The sequence below is a fragment of the Halorubrum sodomense genome (assembly GCF_900111935.1).
Lineage (GTDB): Archaea > Halobacteriota > Halobacteria > Halobacteriales > Haloferacaceae > Halorubrum > Halorubrum sodomense.
Genome location: NZ_FOYN01000001.1, coordinates 683335 through 697118 on the forward strand (window position 1 = coordinate 683335; position 13784 = coordinate 697118).

The following is a 13784-nucleotide window of genomic DNA, read 5'->3' on the forward strand; positions in this document are numbered from 1 at the left end:
GGGGTGACCCGGAGCGATTGCTGAACAGCTTCAAGCGCGCTCGGACGAAAGGGCGCCCGTCTCGTGAAACGCTCCGATTCTACGGGGGTCCGGTCGGTCGAGTTCGGAGCCGGAGCGGTCACCGGCGCGATGGGGGATTCGATTACGGTCATCCCGCTGGTCGTCGCGCTGGCGCTGCTGACGGACGTCTCGCTGCCGCACGCGCTCGTCGCGTTCGGCGCGTTCCAGATCGTCTGGGGGGTTCGGTACGGGCTTCCGGTGTCGGTCGAACCGATGAAGGCGCTGGCCGCCCTCGCTATCGCCGGCGCGCTCACCTACGCCGAACTCGCGCTCGCGGGCGTGATACTCGGCGTCCTCCTCCTCGCGATCGGGCTCACGGGAACGCTCGCGCACGTCGAGCGGTGGATCGGCGAACCGGTCATCCGCGGCGTCCAGTTCGCGGTCGGGCTCGTCCTCTTCGAGACGGGGCTCGGACTCGCGGTCGAGGACCCGGCGGTGGCGCTCGCCGGGGTCGCAATCGCGGCTGTGTTCGCGCTCGCGGGCCACGGGAAGGCGAGCGCGCTGGCCGTCGCGGTCGTCGGAATCGCGACCGCGCTCGTCGTCGCGGGAGTGCCGACGCCGCGGCTGCCCGGCGCGCCCCCGACGCCGGCGTTCGGCGCGGCCCTCACGCGCGCCACCTTCGACGGCGTGGCCGCGCAGTTGGCGATGACCATCGGGAACGCCGCGCTGGCGACCGCGCTGCTCTTCTCGGACCTGCTCGACGCCGAGGTGACGCCCGACGAGCTCTCGACGAGCATGGGGATCACGAACCTGATCGCGGTGCCGCTCGGGGGGATCCCGATGTGTCACGGCTGCGACGGAGTGGCCGGCAAGCACGCGTTCGGCGCGCGCACCGGCGGCGCGAACGTCGTCCTCGGCGCCGGCTACCTCGTCGCCGCGCTCTTCGCCACCCCCGCGCTCATCGCGGCGTTCCCGCTGGCGATGCTCGGCGCCCTGCTCGCTATCGTCGCCGTCTCGCTCGCGCGCAACGTCACCGACTCGGGGAACCGCGCGCTCTCGGTCGGGATCGGCCTCCTCGCGCTCGCGACGAACCTCGGTGTCGCGTTCCTCGCCGGGATCGCGGTCCACCTCGCGTGGGAACGGATCGGCGGATAACGGGTCAGTGAGAGGAGACCATTTATAAACACGATGCGGTGGCGCGTGCCGACGAGCGGCCGACAGGCCGCGAGTCGCACGCGCGAGGGAGTCAGTCGCCCGAAGCGAAGCGAGGGCGACTGACGAGGCTGGGGAGGCGTGAGGTGCTGTGCGGAGCGGGGCGGGACTCGAAGGGGCAGTCGCGAGGGCGGCGCACGCTCGCTGTGCTCCTCACTCGGTTGCTCACTGCGTTCGCTCCCTCGTTGCGGTGTCGCCGGCGGCGAAGCCGCCGGCTTTCCGTGGCGCTACGCGCCACGCTACTTGCGTCGCCTGCGCCGCCCTCGCGACTGGGGCTTCGGCGGTCGTCACCGCGGGATCGGTTACAGCGTATCCCCGAGCGGCTGGGGCTTCGGCGGTCGTCACCGCGACGACGGATCAGAGCGTCCCAGTTCCTCCGTCGGGGGCATCGCCAATTCACGGTTGCTCTACGACGCACGCCGCATATCCGGCCGCACCCACCGGACCTATACCGCTCGATACCCTGTCTCCCACGTATATGCAGTTCTGTGACGACTGCGGCTCGATGATGGTCTCTCGCGACGGGGAGATGGTGTGTCAGAACGACGACTGCGGCGCCACGACCGAGCGCGACGAGGCGCTCGCCGCCGAGTTCGAGTCGACGACGGAACAGACCGGCGACGAGGTGATAGAGACGGAGGAGGGCGCGAACTTCGAGGGGAAGCCGACCGCGAACGACGTCGTCTGCGACGAGTGCGGCCACGGCGAGGCGTGGTACACGATCAAGCAGACGGGCGCCGCCGACGAGCCGCCGACGCGCTTTTTCAAGTGTAAGGAGTGCGGCCACCGCTGGCGCGGGTACAACTGACCGCGATGGACTCGGACCCCTCACGGCGACGGCCCCTCAGTGCGTCCGTCGCCCGCGCGCTCGCGGCGCTCGCGGTCGTCGTTCCCGCGGTCTTCCTCGCCGGCCGCGCCGTCGGGTTCTGGCGCGTCAGGCTCGCGGTCGGCAAACTGCTCGCGCTGCTGCCGGACGACGGCGCCCCGGACCACGTTCGGGTGCTGCCGCCGCCGGCGGACGAGTACGCCGGGACGGTCCGGACGAGCCCCGCGGAGACCCGCGCGATGCTCCCGGAGCACGGCTTCTCGGAGCTGATTCGCGCGTACTTCCACGCCTACGAGCGCGACGGGGAGACGGTCCACGAGGTCGGGAGCTTCGTCCACCGGCCCGAGGGGCTCACCGGCGACTGGCAGGTCCACGTCCGGCTGTTTCCCGCGCCCGGCGGCGGCACCGAGGTGTGGGCCCACTGGGAGCGGAACCCGTACGTGGCGCCGCTGGCGCACCTCCGGATGGAGGGGTACGACCCGGCCCGCGGCGAGCGGATGGCAGCGGAACTGATAGACGACCTCCGGTGAGCGGCTCCGGCTCAGTTCGAGCCTCTCCGGACTCCTCTGATCCACCTCCGCACGCATCTGCGATCTCCGTTTGGACCGCGAGGAGAGCGCTGAAACGATAGTCGAACGCGGCGAACCGGTTCGGTGCGCGCGACGCGATCGCCCGGGCCGAACCCGGAATCGGCCCCTATCGAGTCACCCGGTGTCGTTTCACGCGCTACCGTTTACCACAGCAGCGCAGTCTACCGATTTGTTCGAGTACGCCGCGATTAAGCGCGTAAATCCGGCCGAAACACGACTGAATTCCGCTGTAGCGTTTGGCCGGTTCATATGATTCGACGAGAGAGGTCGGGGCACGATGAACACCGAACGCGTCGCACTGGTCGCGGTCACGCTTGCGCTCGTCGTCGGCGGGGTCGCGACGCTGCTCGCACCGACCGTCGTCTCCGGTCCCGGGGCCGCTCCCGGCCAGGCGTCGGCCACCACCGCCGTCACCGACGGCGGACTCGGATCGCTGTTCGGGGTCGCGCTCTGGGGCGTGACGCTCCTGTTCGGCGCGACCGCGCTCGTCTGGTTCGTGCTCACGACCGTCGTGGGCGCGGGCTACGAGACGCCCCCGAACGAGTACGGCCTCGACGAGGTTCAGATCCGCATCATGACCGTCGACGCCGCCGAGGTCGTTCAGGAGACGGTCGACTCGCTCCCGGACGGGCTCGACGACGTCCACGTGATCGCGGAGTCGCCGATCGACGTGCGTGGGGCGACCGTCCACGCCGTCCCGGACGAGTTCTCGTGTCACGCGGTCCGGAAGGGCCGCGCGCAGGAGTGGGCTCGGCGGGCGCTCGACTGTCGGACGGAGTTCGTCCTCTACTTGGACGAGGACAGCGTCGTCGAGTCGTTCGACGGGCTGCCGGACGCCGACATCGTCCAGCTCCGCGAGAAGCCGCGTCGCACGGACTCGAGCCTCAGCTACCTGGCCGACGTGTACCGGATGGGCGTCCAGATCGAGCAGCGCGCGTTCGCGCGGCTCTCGATCCCCCTGTTCGCGTGGGGCGGCGGCATCGCCGTTCGCACCGAGATCGAGGAGAAGACCACCTGGGACCGCGAGACGCTGGTCGAGGACACCGCCTTCGTCTGGGCGGCTTTCCGCGAGCTCGACGTGACGTTCGCGCTGTCGGACGCGGTCTGTCGCAACGAAGCGCCGCCGTCGCTGTACGAGATCCTCCAGCAGCGCCGTCGCTGGGCGGCCGGGAACGTTCAGGCGTCGACGATGCTCCCGCTGCGGTACGAGCTGCTGACGCGGGTCCGTAACTACGCGTGGGCGCTCTCGCCGATCGTCACCCTGCTCGTCGTCCCGCTGTCGCTGTTGAGCGTCACCATCGCCTACAGCGGGCTCTTCTTCGCCGCGTCGATGGGCCTGGCGCTGTGTACGCTCGGCTGGTTCCTCCTCGGCGTCGCTTACTACGGGGACGACCACCACCACTGGGCGCTCGCGGTCCCGCTCGCGCCGCTTATCACCGTCGTTCACTCGATGGGGACCGTCGCCGGGATCCTCAACCCTCCGGAGACGTTCCGGGTGACGACGAAGGTCGGCAGCGACTGATCCCGCCGCGAGGCCGCTCGATCTCCTTTTCGGCCCCGACTCGTGCTCACTCGCGCAGCCGCGGCGCGAGGAACTCGGCGACCGTCTCTCCGACGCGCGCCGCCCGACCGACGAAGAAGTGGTCCGACTCGAACGCGACCGTCTCGACGCCTAACGCCTCCGCCCGCTCGATCACGGGCTCCCAGTCAGCGGTCGAGTCCCGGGTCGCGTACACCACTCGGACCGGCACGCCGCGGTCGACGACCTCGCCGAGCGCGGCGACCGCGTCGACGTCGGGGTTCAGCCGCGCCGTCGGCGCGAGCGCGCAGACGGCCGCGAGCCCGGGCCGCGACGCGGCCGCGACGAGCGCGACCGTGCCGCCGAACGAGAAGCCGAACAGCCCGACGCGTCCGTAGCGGTCGAGCGCCCAGCCGACCGCCGCGTCCGCGTCCGTGCTCTCGCCGTACCCCTCGTCCCAGTCGCCGTAGTCGAACCGGAGGCAGTCGATTCCGCGGTCGGTCAGGGCGTCGCTCACGGCCGTCAGGCGCTCGTCGCCGCGGTGACCGCGCTGTTGCGGGTGCGGCGGACAGGCGACGACGACCGCGTCGGCGTGGGGCGCGTCCTCGGCGTCGGCGTTGGGCGCGTCGCTCGCCGCCGTGTCGAGGGTGGCGCGCACGTCGCGGCCGCCGGGGATCAGGACGGTGTCGCTCACGGGAGATGAGACCGGATCTCGTCGGGGTCGTTCAGGGGACCTGCGTCACGCGCTCGACGTTGTCCAGTTCCCCCAGGTCGGCCGCGAGCGCCTCCTGATCGACGGTCGCCTCGTAGTAGAAGACGAGGTCGAAGGCGCCGTCGCGGAGGAGCTGCTGGCACTCCCAGACGAACTCCTCGCCGTCGAGCGTCAGCCCCTGGAACTGGTTCGAGGAGAAGTCCGTGTCGTCGTTACCCGCCTCGATGTACGTCTCGCCTTTCCCCGCGTGGTCGGCGATGACCTCGTTTGCGGCGACCGTCAGCTCGTGCATCTCCAGGTCCTGCTGACCGCCGAGGTCCGTGTGGACGATACAGCCCACCAGCTCGATGTCGCCGGGCTCAAGCAGGGCCTTCGTGCGGGTGTACAGGTCCGAGTCGACGGTCTCGCTCATGCGTCTCCCTTCCGGCTCCCGTAATAAACGGGTGACGGTTCCCGGGGCGGCGCGCCCCGCCGGGGCAGCCGGCTCTCAACGACGGAGCGACACGACGACTTCGTCCCCGCTCGGGTCGGCCTCGACCAACCCGTCGTCCGCGAGGTCGTCGACCAGCCCGCGGAGCCACTCTCGGCCGCGTTCGCCGTCCGGCGCGTAATCCACTCGGATCCGGTGGCCGAGCGCGTCGAGCTCCATCTCGTCGTGTTCACCGAGAAGCCGAACGATCCGGCCCCGGAACTGCCGCCGGCTCCCCTCGAAGCTGGGCTGTTCCGGCACGTCCGGGGCCGTGAAATCTCCGGTCTGGTAGGCGGCACACCACTCGCGCCACGGACAGCCCGCCTCGTCGCAGCGCGGGCGCTTCCCGCAGGCGACGCCGCCGAGCTCCATAATCGCGTTGTTCCACACCCGCGACTCGCCCGCCGGCATGAGCCGGGAGGCGACCCGCTCGAAGGCGTCGTCGTCGTCCGGTACGTCGAACGCGCGGTACAGCACCCGCTTCACGTTGGTGTCGACGACGGCGTCGCCGTTGTCGAACGCGAACGACGCCACCGCGTTGGCGGTGTAGGGGCCGACGCCCATCAGCTCGCTGAGGCCGTCCGGGTCCTTCGGGAACGACCCGCCGAACTCCGCCTCGACCTGTTCGGCCGCCTCGTGGAGGTACTTCGCGCGGTTGTTGTACCCCAGCGAGTGGTCCGACCAGAAGGCGACCACGTCGGCGCGGTCGGCCGCGGCGAGGTCGGCGGTCGTCGGCCACTCGTCGAGGAAGTCCTCCCACGCGGGCACCACGCGGTCGAGCTGGGTCTGCTGGCTCATCACCTCGCTGACGAGTATCTCGTAGGGGTCCTCGGTTCGGCGCCACGGGAACTCGCGGTGGTCGGCCTCGTACCAGTCGACGAGCGCGTCGCGGACCGCGTCGAGGTCGGTCGGGAGCTCGGGGACGCTCTCCGCGTCGGTCATGCGGATCGCTCCGGCCGGCGGCGGTTTATCGGTGCTGGTCCCCGTCGGCGCGGACCGGGTCCATCGTCCGCGGGTCGCGGTCGGGACCCGGGTATGCCCCGCCGACGGCGTCCGGGTACAGCTTCGCCGGGTCGAACACCGTCGCGAACGCGCGCGGCTCCCGGACGCTCACGGGCAGGCGGTCGCGCAGTCCGGCGGCGGCCCCCGGCCCGGTCAGCGAGGGGTCGAGGCTCACGATCTGCATCGCGCCGCCGCGGTAGGCGGACGCCAGCGCGGGGTGATCGACCGGGGGCTGCGCGACAGGCTCGCGCCACCCCGTCGCCGCCGCGCGCCAGTCCGCCGCGAGGTCGGGGTCCGACAGCGACGCGATCACCGACTCGGCGTCGTCGAGGAGCGGGTCGCTGGCGACGAGCGTCGTCCAGGCGTGCGACCGGAGGACGTCGAGGGCCTCGCGGGCGGCGCCGCCGACGAGGAGGTCCGCCGCGAGCGCGTCGGCGTCGACGACGACGCGGGCCGGACTGGGGTCGAGGGGGTCGCCGACCGCGTCGCCCGCGGAGTCACCCTCCCCTCGGTCGGAGGCCGAACGCACGTCGTCGACCGCGCGCCGCACGTCCGCTTCGTCGAGGTCGCCGCCGAGCGCGGTCGCGCGCTCGAACAGGTCGGCGAAGGTCATACCAGCCGGTCGGCGCCGCGGGCGTATCGTCCTTGCGGCCGCGGTCGAGCGCCGACCTCGGACCTCCGGACTCGTCGCGCGAGCCCGGAGTTATTGGTCGCTCGGTCCGAACGCGACGGCGTGAGCGACCGATCCGCCCCCGATCCGACCGTCGCCGTCCCGCAGGTCCCCGTCGACGACCTCCGCGTCGACGCGAACGCCGAGCGGTTCCGGCGCCGAGCGGCCGGCCTGTCGAACGGAGTCGACCTCGCCGTCTTCCCCGAGTACGCGCTCACGGGGTTCGCGGCCGACGAGCGGCTCCGGGAGACAGCGCTTCCTCGGGACGCCGCGCGCGAACGGCTCGAATCCGTCGCGGAGGCGGCCGACGCGGCCGTGATCGCGGGCTACGCCGAGCGCGACGGGGCGGGCGTGTACAACGCGACCGCGTACGTTCCGCCGCCGGACCGCGCCGCGCGCGACGGCCCGGGCGCGGAGACAGGCGACGGCCAGGGCTCGGCCGCGACCGCCGACCGCGGTGGATTCTCCGTCTATCGCAAGCGACACCTCTGGGACGAGGAAGGGGCGTGGGTCGAGCCCGGGACCGAGCGCGTCGTCGTCGAGACGCCCGCGGGACCGACCGGGCTGTTGACCTGCTACGACCTCAACTTCGTCGCGGAGAGCGCGTGGTTCGCGGAGCGCGCGGTCGACGCGCTCGTCGTCGTCGGCGCGTGGCCCGCCGACCACGTCGCGAACTGGCGGCTCCTGTGCCGCGCCCGCGCGCTCGACGGCGTCAGGTGGGTCGTCGGCGCCGGCCGCACCGGGAGTTCGGGCGGCGGGCGGGCGACCGACGAGGCGACGTACGCCGGCAACTCCCTCGTCGCGCGGCCGGACGGCGCGGTCGCGGTCGAGCTCGACCGGGCGCCGGCGACGCTGACCGCGACGCTCGACCGCGACACCCTGTCCGCCCAGCGGGACATCGTCGGCGCGCTCGACGAGCTATAGAAAATAATTTTGGTAATATTGAAAGAGTAGTTTCTATAATAGAAGCTATTAAGTGGGTCGCACGCGTATGAACAGTTGAAATGAGTACCCAGAAGCAGGCCCGTCAACGGTACGGCGACGTTCACGAAAGCGAAGCGCTCCGCGTCCCCGAGGAGAAGGCCGAACAGCTCGTCGACGCGCTCAACAGCGACCTCGCGGCGACGTACGTCCTCTACCACCAGGTCAAGAAGCACCACTGGCTCGTCGAGGGCGCCGAGTTCCTCGACATCCACGAGTACCTCGGCGAGGTCGCGGCCGACCTCGAGGAGGGCGCCGACGTGCTCGCGGAGCGCGCGCAGGCGCTCGGCGGCGTGCCGCTCTCGGGCGGCGCGAACTACGAGGAGCACGCGCCGGTGACTCCCGAGGACGCCGACGCCTACGACATCCGGATGTCGCTGGAACACGACCTCGAGATGTTCGGCGACATCACCGAGCAGCTCCGCGAGCACATCCAGCTCGCCAACAACCTCGGCGACTACAACACCGAGGAGCAGCTCCGCGACATCCTCGAAGACGTCGAGGAACACGGCCACCACCTCGAACACTACCTCGAGGACGACACGCTCGTCACGAGCGAGACGCTCGAATAGGCCGACAGCGGCGGGCCTTTTCAGGACGATCCGGAATTCAATTTTCGTGTTTTTCACGCCCCGACCAGCGGCGACACCGGCGACGAACCGGCCGTTCAGTTGAGGTCGGGCGCCCGCTCGCCCGCAGGGACGACGATCTCCAGCCAGTTCTCCTCGGGCGGGAGCGGACAGGAGAACGTCTCGCTGTACGCGCAGAAGGGGTTGTACGCGAGGTTGAAGTCGACCGTGACGGCGTCCCCGTCGTCGAGCTCCCGCTCGGGCGCCAGATCCATGTACCGCCCCTGGTGGTACGTCTGTTGGCCGGTCGTCTTGTCGCGGAATGGCACGAATATCTCCCCGTCGTCGCCCTCCTGCTGGTAGCCCGCCAGCGTGTGCTCTTCGCCGCCGATCTCGAACGCGAACGTGACGACGCGGAGGTACCGCACCGGGTTGCTCGCGGTCGTCTCCATCTCGACGGGGTCGGGCTCGTCGTGAACGGTGACGGTCGCCTCGACGCGGTAGGTCGGGTCCGGCTCGAAGTAGTCGAGCCCGTCGAACTCGTCGCGCTGCTCCGGCGGGATCGGTGACTGCGGGTGGTCGGCGAAGAACTCGTCCTTCTCCCGGCGGTTCGCGCGGAGCCGCTCGGCGTAATCCTCGCTCATGCCCGGCCCGACGGGCGCCGGCGGTTTCAGGCCCGCGGTTCGGTCGGCGACGCGGCCGGACGGCGACGCGGAGCCGGCGACGCGGCCGGACGGCGACGCGAAGCCGGCGACGGCACCAGGTCCGCCCGCGATCTCAGAGCTTCTGGAGGTCCGCCAGGCAGTCGTCGAGGTCGCGGTTCGACGTCGCCAGCGACACGCCGTCGACGCGGGCGAGGTCGGCGGCGTGGTCCCACAGGGCGCCGTCCTCGATCCCGTGGAGCACGACCGCGTTCGGGGTGGGGCTCACGACCCGCAGCGCGACGAGCGGCGACTCGCCGCGCGTCACCCGCGTGAACACGAGCGCCCGGTTCGTCGACTGGCCGTACAGCCGGTAGAACTCCTCGCTGGAGAGGCGCGTGATCGCCTGGATCGAGTCGATGACGGTGTGACCGTTCACGTGGTCGTGGTCGCCGCGCACGATCTCCGTCGCGCCCATCGCCTCGTAGAACTCCTCGAGGGGCACCGCCGTCGAGTACTCGCGGAGGTCGTGGACGATGTCGCTCTCGAACCCGGCCGAGAGCACGCGGGCGTGCTGGCGGAGCCGGCCGCCGCCGCGGCGCTCGTCGATGTCGAGCAGCCCCTCGACGGTACGGCGGACCACGCCGATGCCGGGGCTCTCGCGGCGACCGCTCTCGTAGTCGGAGACGACGGAGGAAGAGACGCCGAGCTGGTCGGCCAGCTCCGTCTGCGAGACGTCGAAGTCCGTCCGCCACTTCCGGAGGGTCGCGCCCGGGTCGTCGCTCAACGTTATCTCGCCGGCGATCCGGCGAGAGAGCTCCTCGCGTGCGTCGCTCATGCCGTGAACGGACGGCCGAACGCCGCAAAAGGGTACCGTTCGTCGCGCGTCGAAAGCCGCGCAGCCTACTCAAGGTACAGCGAGTAGACGATGACCGCGAACCCGACCGCCGTGAGGAGGCCGTCGATGGCGATGCCGACCGCCAGGTCAGCGCCGATTATCTGATGGGAGACACCACCCAGCAGCGCCCCGACGGTGACGATGCCGAAGCCGACGCCGAGCTCGCGCAGCGACCGGTCGCCGGTCCGGTCGTACGCGCGGAGCGCGTAGTAGGTGATGCTGCCACCGAGCACCAGGATGGCGGTCTTTGCGACGATGATCGTCAGGTCGATGTAGGGGTTCATGTTTCCTCTCGTAGCTCCGACCACAGGTCGGCCAGACGCTCGTCTCGGGTCCGCTCGGGCCGAGAGAACTCCACGTCGAACTCGCGACGGTCCGCGTCGCCGTCGGCGCCGTCGTCGACCGAGACGGTGACGGTGTCGAACGACACCGAGTACCGCGTCGTGTGCTGTCCGTCTCGCCGGATGTCGGTCGACTCCGACAGCAGGGAGGCGTCGGTGAGCTTCTCCAGTTTCCGGTAGGTCGTCGACAGGGGGATGTCGCACTCCTCGGAGAGTTCGCTCGCGGTCTTCGGCTCGGTGAGCGCCGCGACGATCCGACGGGCCGCGTCGTCGGCCAGCGCGTCGAGCACCTCGTCGACCGACGGCGGCTCCGGCTCTCGCGACGGGTCCCGCACCATGCGTGACGCTTCGGCCCCCGGAACTTAAACCATCGAACTTCGGTCCGCCGCCGCGCGAGTCCGCCCGTTTTTGTACGGTCGCGGCGTATCGCGGTCCGATGGACACGTGGAAGCGGCGAGTCGTGCTGTACGCGGTCTTTCTCGGCGCCATGCTCACGTTCACCGCCGTCGTCTATCGGTGGGGCATGCGCGTCTTCGAGGAGGACCCCCGAACGCTGATCGAGTCCTTCCAGTTCGCGATCGAGATGTTCACGACGACCGGGTTCGGCGGCGACGCGTCGTCGTGGCAGAGCCAGCAGATGCACGCGTTCGTCGCCGTGATGGACCTCGTCGGGATGGTACTGCTCATCGGCGCGCTCCCCGTCGTCGCGACTCCCCTCCTCGAGTCCGCGTTCGCGACGACCGTTCCCCGGTCGCTGGAACGGGAGATGGCGGGGCACGTCGTGGTCGCGTCCGACACCACGCGCTCCGACGCGCTCCTCGACGAGTTCGAGTCGGAGGACGTTCCGTACGTGGTCGTCGAGCCCGACCCCGATCGGGCGTCGGCGCTGTACGAGGCGGGACACACGGTGATCCGCGCCGACCCGGAAACGACCGAGGGGCTCTCGAACGCGCGCCTGCCGGCCGCCCGCGCCCTCCTGACCGACGTCTCGGACCGGGTGGACGCGAGCATCGTCCTCGCCTCGAAGGAGCTCTCGACGGACGTCCGCGCGATCAGCGTCGTCGAGGATCCGAGCCGCGAGCGCTACCACCGCCTCGCCGGCGCGGACGAGGTGTTCTCCCCGCGGTCGCTGCTCGGCGAGAGCCTCGCCTCGAAGGTGACCACCGCGGTGCGGACCGACCTCGACGAGGCGGTCGCGATCGGCGACTCGCTGCGGATCGCGGAGGTGTCGATCCACCACGGAAGCGGGCTCGCCGGGTCGACGCTCGCCGGGAGTCGAATCGGCGAGCGGACCGGGGTCGACGTGATCGGCGCGTGGTTCAACGGGTCGTTCGAGGCGGCGCCGCCGCCGGACGCGACGCTTTCGGCCGGCACCGTGCTCCTCGTCTCGGGGACCGAAAGCCAGGTGGAGCGACTCGTCGATCTGACGAACTCGGCGGCCCGTCGGTTCGGCGCGGGCGAAACGGTCGTCATCGGTCACGGCCAGGTCGGAGAGACCGTCGCGAACGCCCTCGAAGACGCCGGTCTCCCGGTGGTCGTCGTCGACCGAGACGGCGGCGACGCGATCGACGTGGTCGGGGACGCGACCGACCCGGAGACGCTGCGGGACGCCGGCGTCGCGGACGCGCGGACCGTCGTCCTCGCGCTCCCCGACGACACGACCGCGGAGTTCGCGACGCTCGTGGTCCGCGACCTGGCGCCGAACGTGGAGGTCCTCGCGCGGGTCGAAGACCCCGAGAGCGTCCCGAAGATGCACCGCGCCGGCGCCGACTACGTGCTCTCGCTCGCGACGGTGACCGGTCGGATGTCCGCGTCGGCCGTGCTCGCGGACAGAGACGTGCTCTCGCTCGACACGCACGTCGAGGTCGTCAGGAGCGAGGCGCCGTCGCTGGCCGGTCGGACCGTCGGCGAGGCGTCCGTCCGCGAGGTCACCGGCTGTACCGTCATCGCGATCGAGCGCGGCGACGACCTCGTTACGGACGTCGGCCCCGAGACGCGGATCGAGCGCGGCGACGAACTCGTCGTCGCCGGCACCGACGATGGGGTCCGCGCGTTCGAGCGCGCGTTCGCCTGAGCCGGCCCCCGACGCCGGTCCCGCTCGCGCCGCCGTTCCCCGCCGGGACGAGTCGAACGCTTCAAGTATTCGCTGGCTGTTCGTACCCGTATGAAAGACCAGGGACGCTCCGCGCGCAAGCGGACCGGCGGCCGACTCAAGCACGCCTCGAACAAGAAGCGCCACCAGCTCGGCCGCGAGCCCGCCGAGACGACGGTCGGCGAAACGCGACTCCAGTACATCGACGCCCGCGGCACGGACAAGAAGGTCCGCGCGCTCTCGACGAACGTCGCGCAGGTCGCCGCCGACGGCGACGTCAGCGAGGCCGACATCGAGAACGTCGTCGACAACCCCGCGAACGTCAACTACGCCCGCCGGAACATCGTCACGAAGGGCGCGATCATCGAGACGTCCGCCGGCCGCGCCCGCGTCACCTCCCGTCCCGGGCAGACCGGCCAGGTCAACGCGGTCCTGATCGACTGACGCCGACGCGCGCTCCGTCGCCCGGCGTCTCCGGTCGACGCCTTTCTGAAGGTATTTCCCCTCGCTCGTCCACCACCGACGCGTGTACCTCGGCGTCGACGAGGCCGGCAAGGGTCCCGTTCTCGGACCGATGGTCGCGGCGGCGGTGCTCGCCGACCCGGCGAGCCTCCCGGCCGACGTGGACGACTCGAAGCGGATAGCGCCGTCCAGGCGCGAGGGAATGGCCGCGGCCCTCCGGAACGACCCCGATATCGCCGTCGGCGTCGCTCGCGTCGAGCCCGCCGAGATCGACCGACCGGACACCGACATGAACACGCTCACCGTCCGTGGACAGGCGCGGGCGGCGCGAATAGCGCTCTCCGGGAGCGTCGCGGCCGGTCTCGGAGAACCGGTCCGCGTCGTCGCGGACGCCGGGGACACCAGCGAGGCGCGGTTCGCGCGCCGCCTCCGGGAGTTCGTCGAGGACACCGACGAGAACGAGGTCCCAGAAGCCGGCGAACCCTTCCCGTCGGTCGACGTGACGGCCGCCCACGGCGCCGACGGGGACGACCCCGTCGTCGGCGCCGCGAGCGTCGTCGCCAAGGTGGCCCGCGACCGGCGAATGGCCGCGATCGACGCGGCGTACGCCGAGTACGACGACCTCGGGAGCGGCTACCCGAGCGACCCGGTCACCCGGGCGTTCCTCCGCGAGTACGTCGCCGAGACGGGCGGTCTCCCCGACTGCGCCCGTCGATCGTGGGCGACCTGCGACGACGTGCTCGCGGCCGCCGAGCAGTCCGCGCTCGACGAGTTCTGACCGATCCGACGGCCCGGCGTGA

At 71.0% G+C, this 13784-nt stretch carries 17 protein-coding genes; 9 read left to right on the forward strand and 8 right to left on the reverse strand.

The window, feature by feature from the left end:
• Positions 1-63 precede the first annotated feature (63 nt).
• The 4 genes from BM286_RS03490 to BM286_RS03505 all read left to right on the forward strand — a co-directional run bounded on the left by BM286_RS03490 (position 64) and on the right by BM286_RS03505 (position 4150).
• Complete coding sequence (locus BM286_RS03490; RefSeq protein WP_092920190.1) at positions 64-1155, forward strand: putative sulfate/molybdate transporter; 1092 nt, start codon at positions 64-66, stop codon at positions 1153-1155.
• 535 nt (positions 1156-1690) lie between these two features.
• Positions 1691-2020: a transcription factor S gene (locus tag BM286_RS03495; RefSeq protein WP_092920191.1), complete on the forward strand. Its 330-nt coding sequence runs from the start codon at positions 1691-1693 to the stop codon at positions 2018-2020.
• Positions 2021-2025: 5 nt separating this feature from the next.
• A complete protein-coding gene (locus BM286_RS03500; protein ID WP_092920192.1) occupies positions 2026-2568 on the forward strand; it encodes a hypothetical protein in 543 nt (180 codons plus the stop codon).
• A 337-nt stretch (positions 2569-2905) separates the two neighbouring features.
• Positions 2906-4150 (forward strand): glycosyltransferase, encoded by a 1245-nt coding sequence (locus BM286_RS03505; protein ID WP_092920193.1) that lies wholly within the window; start codon positions 2906-2908, stop codon positions 4148-4150.
• Between the two features lie 46 nt (positions 4151-4196).
• Here the strand turns inward: BM286_RS03505 and BM286_RS03510 are convergent, their stop codons facing one another.
• From BM286_RS03510 to BM286_RS03525, 4 genes are all read right to left on the reverse strand, one after another.
• Positions 4197-4841, reverse strand: coding sequence for a CocE/NonD family hydrolase (locus tag BM286_RS03510; RefSeq protein ID WP_092920194.1), 645 nt, complete (start codon positions 4839-4841; stop codon positions 4197-4199).
• Between the two features lie 31 nt (positions 4842-4872).
• On the reverse strand, positions 4873-5271 hold the full coding sequence (locus BM286_RS03515) for a DUF5778 family protein (RefSeq protein ID WP_092920195.1): 399 nt from the start codon (positions 5269-5271) through the stop codon (positions 4873-4875).
• A 75-nt stretch (positions 5272-5346) separates the two neighbouring features.
• Positions 5347-6270: an HhH-GPD family protein gene (locus BM286_RS03520; RefSeq protein ID WP_092920196.1), complete on the reverse strand. Its 924-nt coding sequence runs from the start codon at positions 6268-6270 to the stop codon at positions 5347-5349.
• Positions 6271-6295: 25 nt separating this feature from the next.
• Entirely contained in the window at positions 6296-6943 is a 648-nt protein-coding gene (locus BM286_RS03525; protein WP_092920197.1) for a DUF7384 family protein, read from the reverse strand.
• A gap of 120 nt (positions 6944-7063) precedes the next feature.
• On the opposite strand from BM286_RS03525, the gene BM286_RS03530 reads away from it, so the two are divergent.
• Both BM286_RS03530 and dpsA read left to right on the forward strand, forming a co-directional pair.
• Positions 7064-7924 (forward strand): carbon-nitrogen hydrolase family protein, encoded by an 861-nt coding sequence (locus BM286_RS03530; protein WP_092920198.1) that lies wholly within the window; start codon positions 7064-7066, stop codon positions 7922-7924.
• Between the two features lie 80 nt (positions 7925-8004).
• The gene (dpsA, locus tag BM286_RS03535) at positions 8005-8553 is read left to right on the forward strand and encodes a DNA starvation/stationary phase protection protein DpsA (RefSeq protein WP_092920199.1); all 549 of its coding nucleotides are present in this window, start codon (positions 8005-8007) and stop codon (positions 8551-8553) included.
• Between the two features lie 95 nt (positions 8554-8648).
• On the opposite strand, the gene BM286_RS03540 is transcribed toward dpsA, so the two are convergent.
• The 4 genes from BM286_RS03540 to BM286_RS03555 all read right to left on the reverse strand — a co-directional run bounded on the left by BM286_RS03540 (position 8649) and on the right by BM286_RS03555 (position 10768).
• On the reverse strand, positions 8649-9194 hold the full coding sequence (locus BM286_RS03540; protein WP_092920200.1) for a DUF1684 domain-containing protein: 546 nt from the start codon (positions 9192-9194) through the stop codon (positions 8649-8651).
• A 133-nt stretch (positions 9195-9327) separates the two neighbouring features.
• The gene (locus BM286_RS03545) at positions 9328-10029 is read right to left on the reverse strand and encodes a helix-turn-helix domain-containing protein (protein WP_092920201.1); all 702 of its coding nucleotides are present in this window, start codon (positions 10027-10029) and stop codon (positions 9328-9330) included.
• Between the two features lie 65 nt (positions 10030-10094).
• Positions 10095-10373: a DUF7521 family protein gene (locus tag BM286_RS03550; RefSeq protein WP_092920202.1), complete on the reverse strand. Its 279-nt coding sequence runs from the start codon at positions 10371-10373 to the stop codon at positions 10095-10097.
• Positions 10370-10768 carry an ArsR/SmtB family transcription factor gene (locus tag BM286_RS03555; protein WP_092920203.1) on the reverse strand — a complete coding sequence of 133 codons (399 nt, stop codon included), beginning with the start codon at positions 10766-10768 and terminating at the stop codon, positions 10370-10372. Before BM286_RS03555 ends, BM286_RS03550 begins: the two co-directional genes overlap by 4 nt.
• A gap of 98 nt (positions 10769-10866) precedes the next feature.
• On the opposite strand from BM286_RS03555, the gene BM286_RS03560 reads away from it, so the two are divergent.
• The 3 genes from BM286_RS03560 to rnhB all read left to right on the forward strand — a co-directional run bounded on the left by BM286_RS03560 (position 10867) and on the right by rnhB (position 13762).
• Positions 10867-12504 (forward strand): potassium channel family protein, encoded by a 1638-nt coding sequence (locus BM286_RS03560; RefSeq protein WP_092920204.1) that lies wholly within the window; start codon positions 10867-10869, stop codon positions 12502-12504.
• 90 nt (positions 12505-12594) lie between these two features.
• Positions 12595-12966 carry a 30S ribosomal protein S8e gene (locus tag BM286_RS03565; protein WP_092920205.1) on the forward strand — a complete coding sequence of 124 codons (372 nt, stop codon included), beginning with the start codon at positions 12595-12597 and terminating at the stop codon, positions 12964-12966.
• 82 nt (positions 12967-13048) lie between these two features.
• A complete protein-coding gene (gene rnhB / locus BM286_RS03570; protein WP_092920206.1) occupies positions 13049-13762 on the forward strand; it encodes a ribonuclease HII in 714 nt (237 codons plus the stop codon).
• Positions 13763-13784 lie beyond the last annotated feature (22 nt).

Excerpts from the sequence above, each read along its gene's own strand:
- BM286_RS03495 (WP_092920191.1), top strand. The coding sequence starts at position 1,691 with ATGCAGTTCTGTGACGACTGCGGCTCGATGATGGTCTCTCGCGACGGG.
- BM286_RS03500 (WP_092920192.1), top strand. The coding sequence starts at position 2,026 with ATGGACTCGGACCCCTCACGGCGACGGCCCCTCAGTGCGTCCGTCGCC.
- BM286_RS03505 (WP_092920193.1), top strand. The coding sequence starts at position 2,906 with ATGAACACCGAACGCGTCGCACTGGTCGCGGTCACGCTTGCGCTCGTC.
- BM286_RS03515 (WP_092920195.1), bottom strand. The coding sequence starts at position 5,271 with ATGAGCGAGACCGTCGACTCGGACCTGTACACCCGCACGAAGGCCCTG.
- BM286_RS03520 (WP_092920196.1), bottom strand. The coding sequence starts at position 6,270 with ATGACCGACGCGGAGAGCGTCCCCGAGCTCCCGACCGACCTCGACGCG.
- BM286_RS03525 (WP_092920197.1), bottom strand. The coding sequence starts at position 6,943 with ATGACCTTCGCCGACCTGTTCGAGCGCGCGACCGCGCTCGGCGGCGAC.
- dpsA (WP_092920199.1), top strand. The coding sequence starts at position 8,005 with ATGAGTACCCAGAAGCAGGCCCGTCAACGGTACGGCGACGTTCACGAA.
- BM286_RS03540 (WP_092920200.1), bottom strand. The coding sequence starts at position 9,194 with ATGAGCGAGGATTACGCCGAGCGGCTCCGCGCGAACCGCCGGGAGAAG.
- BM286_RS03545 (WP_092920201.1), bottom strand. The coding sequence starts at position 10,029 with ATGAGCGACGCACGCGAGGAGCTCTCTCGCCGGATCGCCGGCGAGATA.
- BM286_RS03550 (WP_092920202.1), bottom strand. The coding sequence starts at position 10,373 with ATGAACCCCTACATCGACCTGACGATCATCGTCGCAAAGACCGCCATC.
- BM286_RS03555 (WP_092920203.1), bottom strand. The coding sequence starts at position 10,768 with ATGGTGCGGGACCCGTCGCGAGAGCCGGAGCCGCCGTCGGTCGACGAG.
- BM286_RS03560 (WP_092920204.1), top strand. The coding sequence starts at position 10,867 with ATGGACACGTGGAAGCGGCGAGTCGTGCTGTACGCGGTCTTTCTCGGC.
- BM286_RS03565 (WP_092920205.1), top strand. The coding sequence starts at position 12,595 with ATGAAAGACCAGGGACGCTCCGCGCGCAAGCGGACCGGCGGCCGACTC.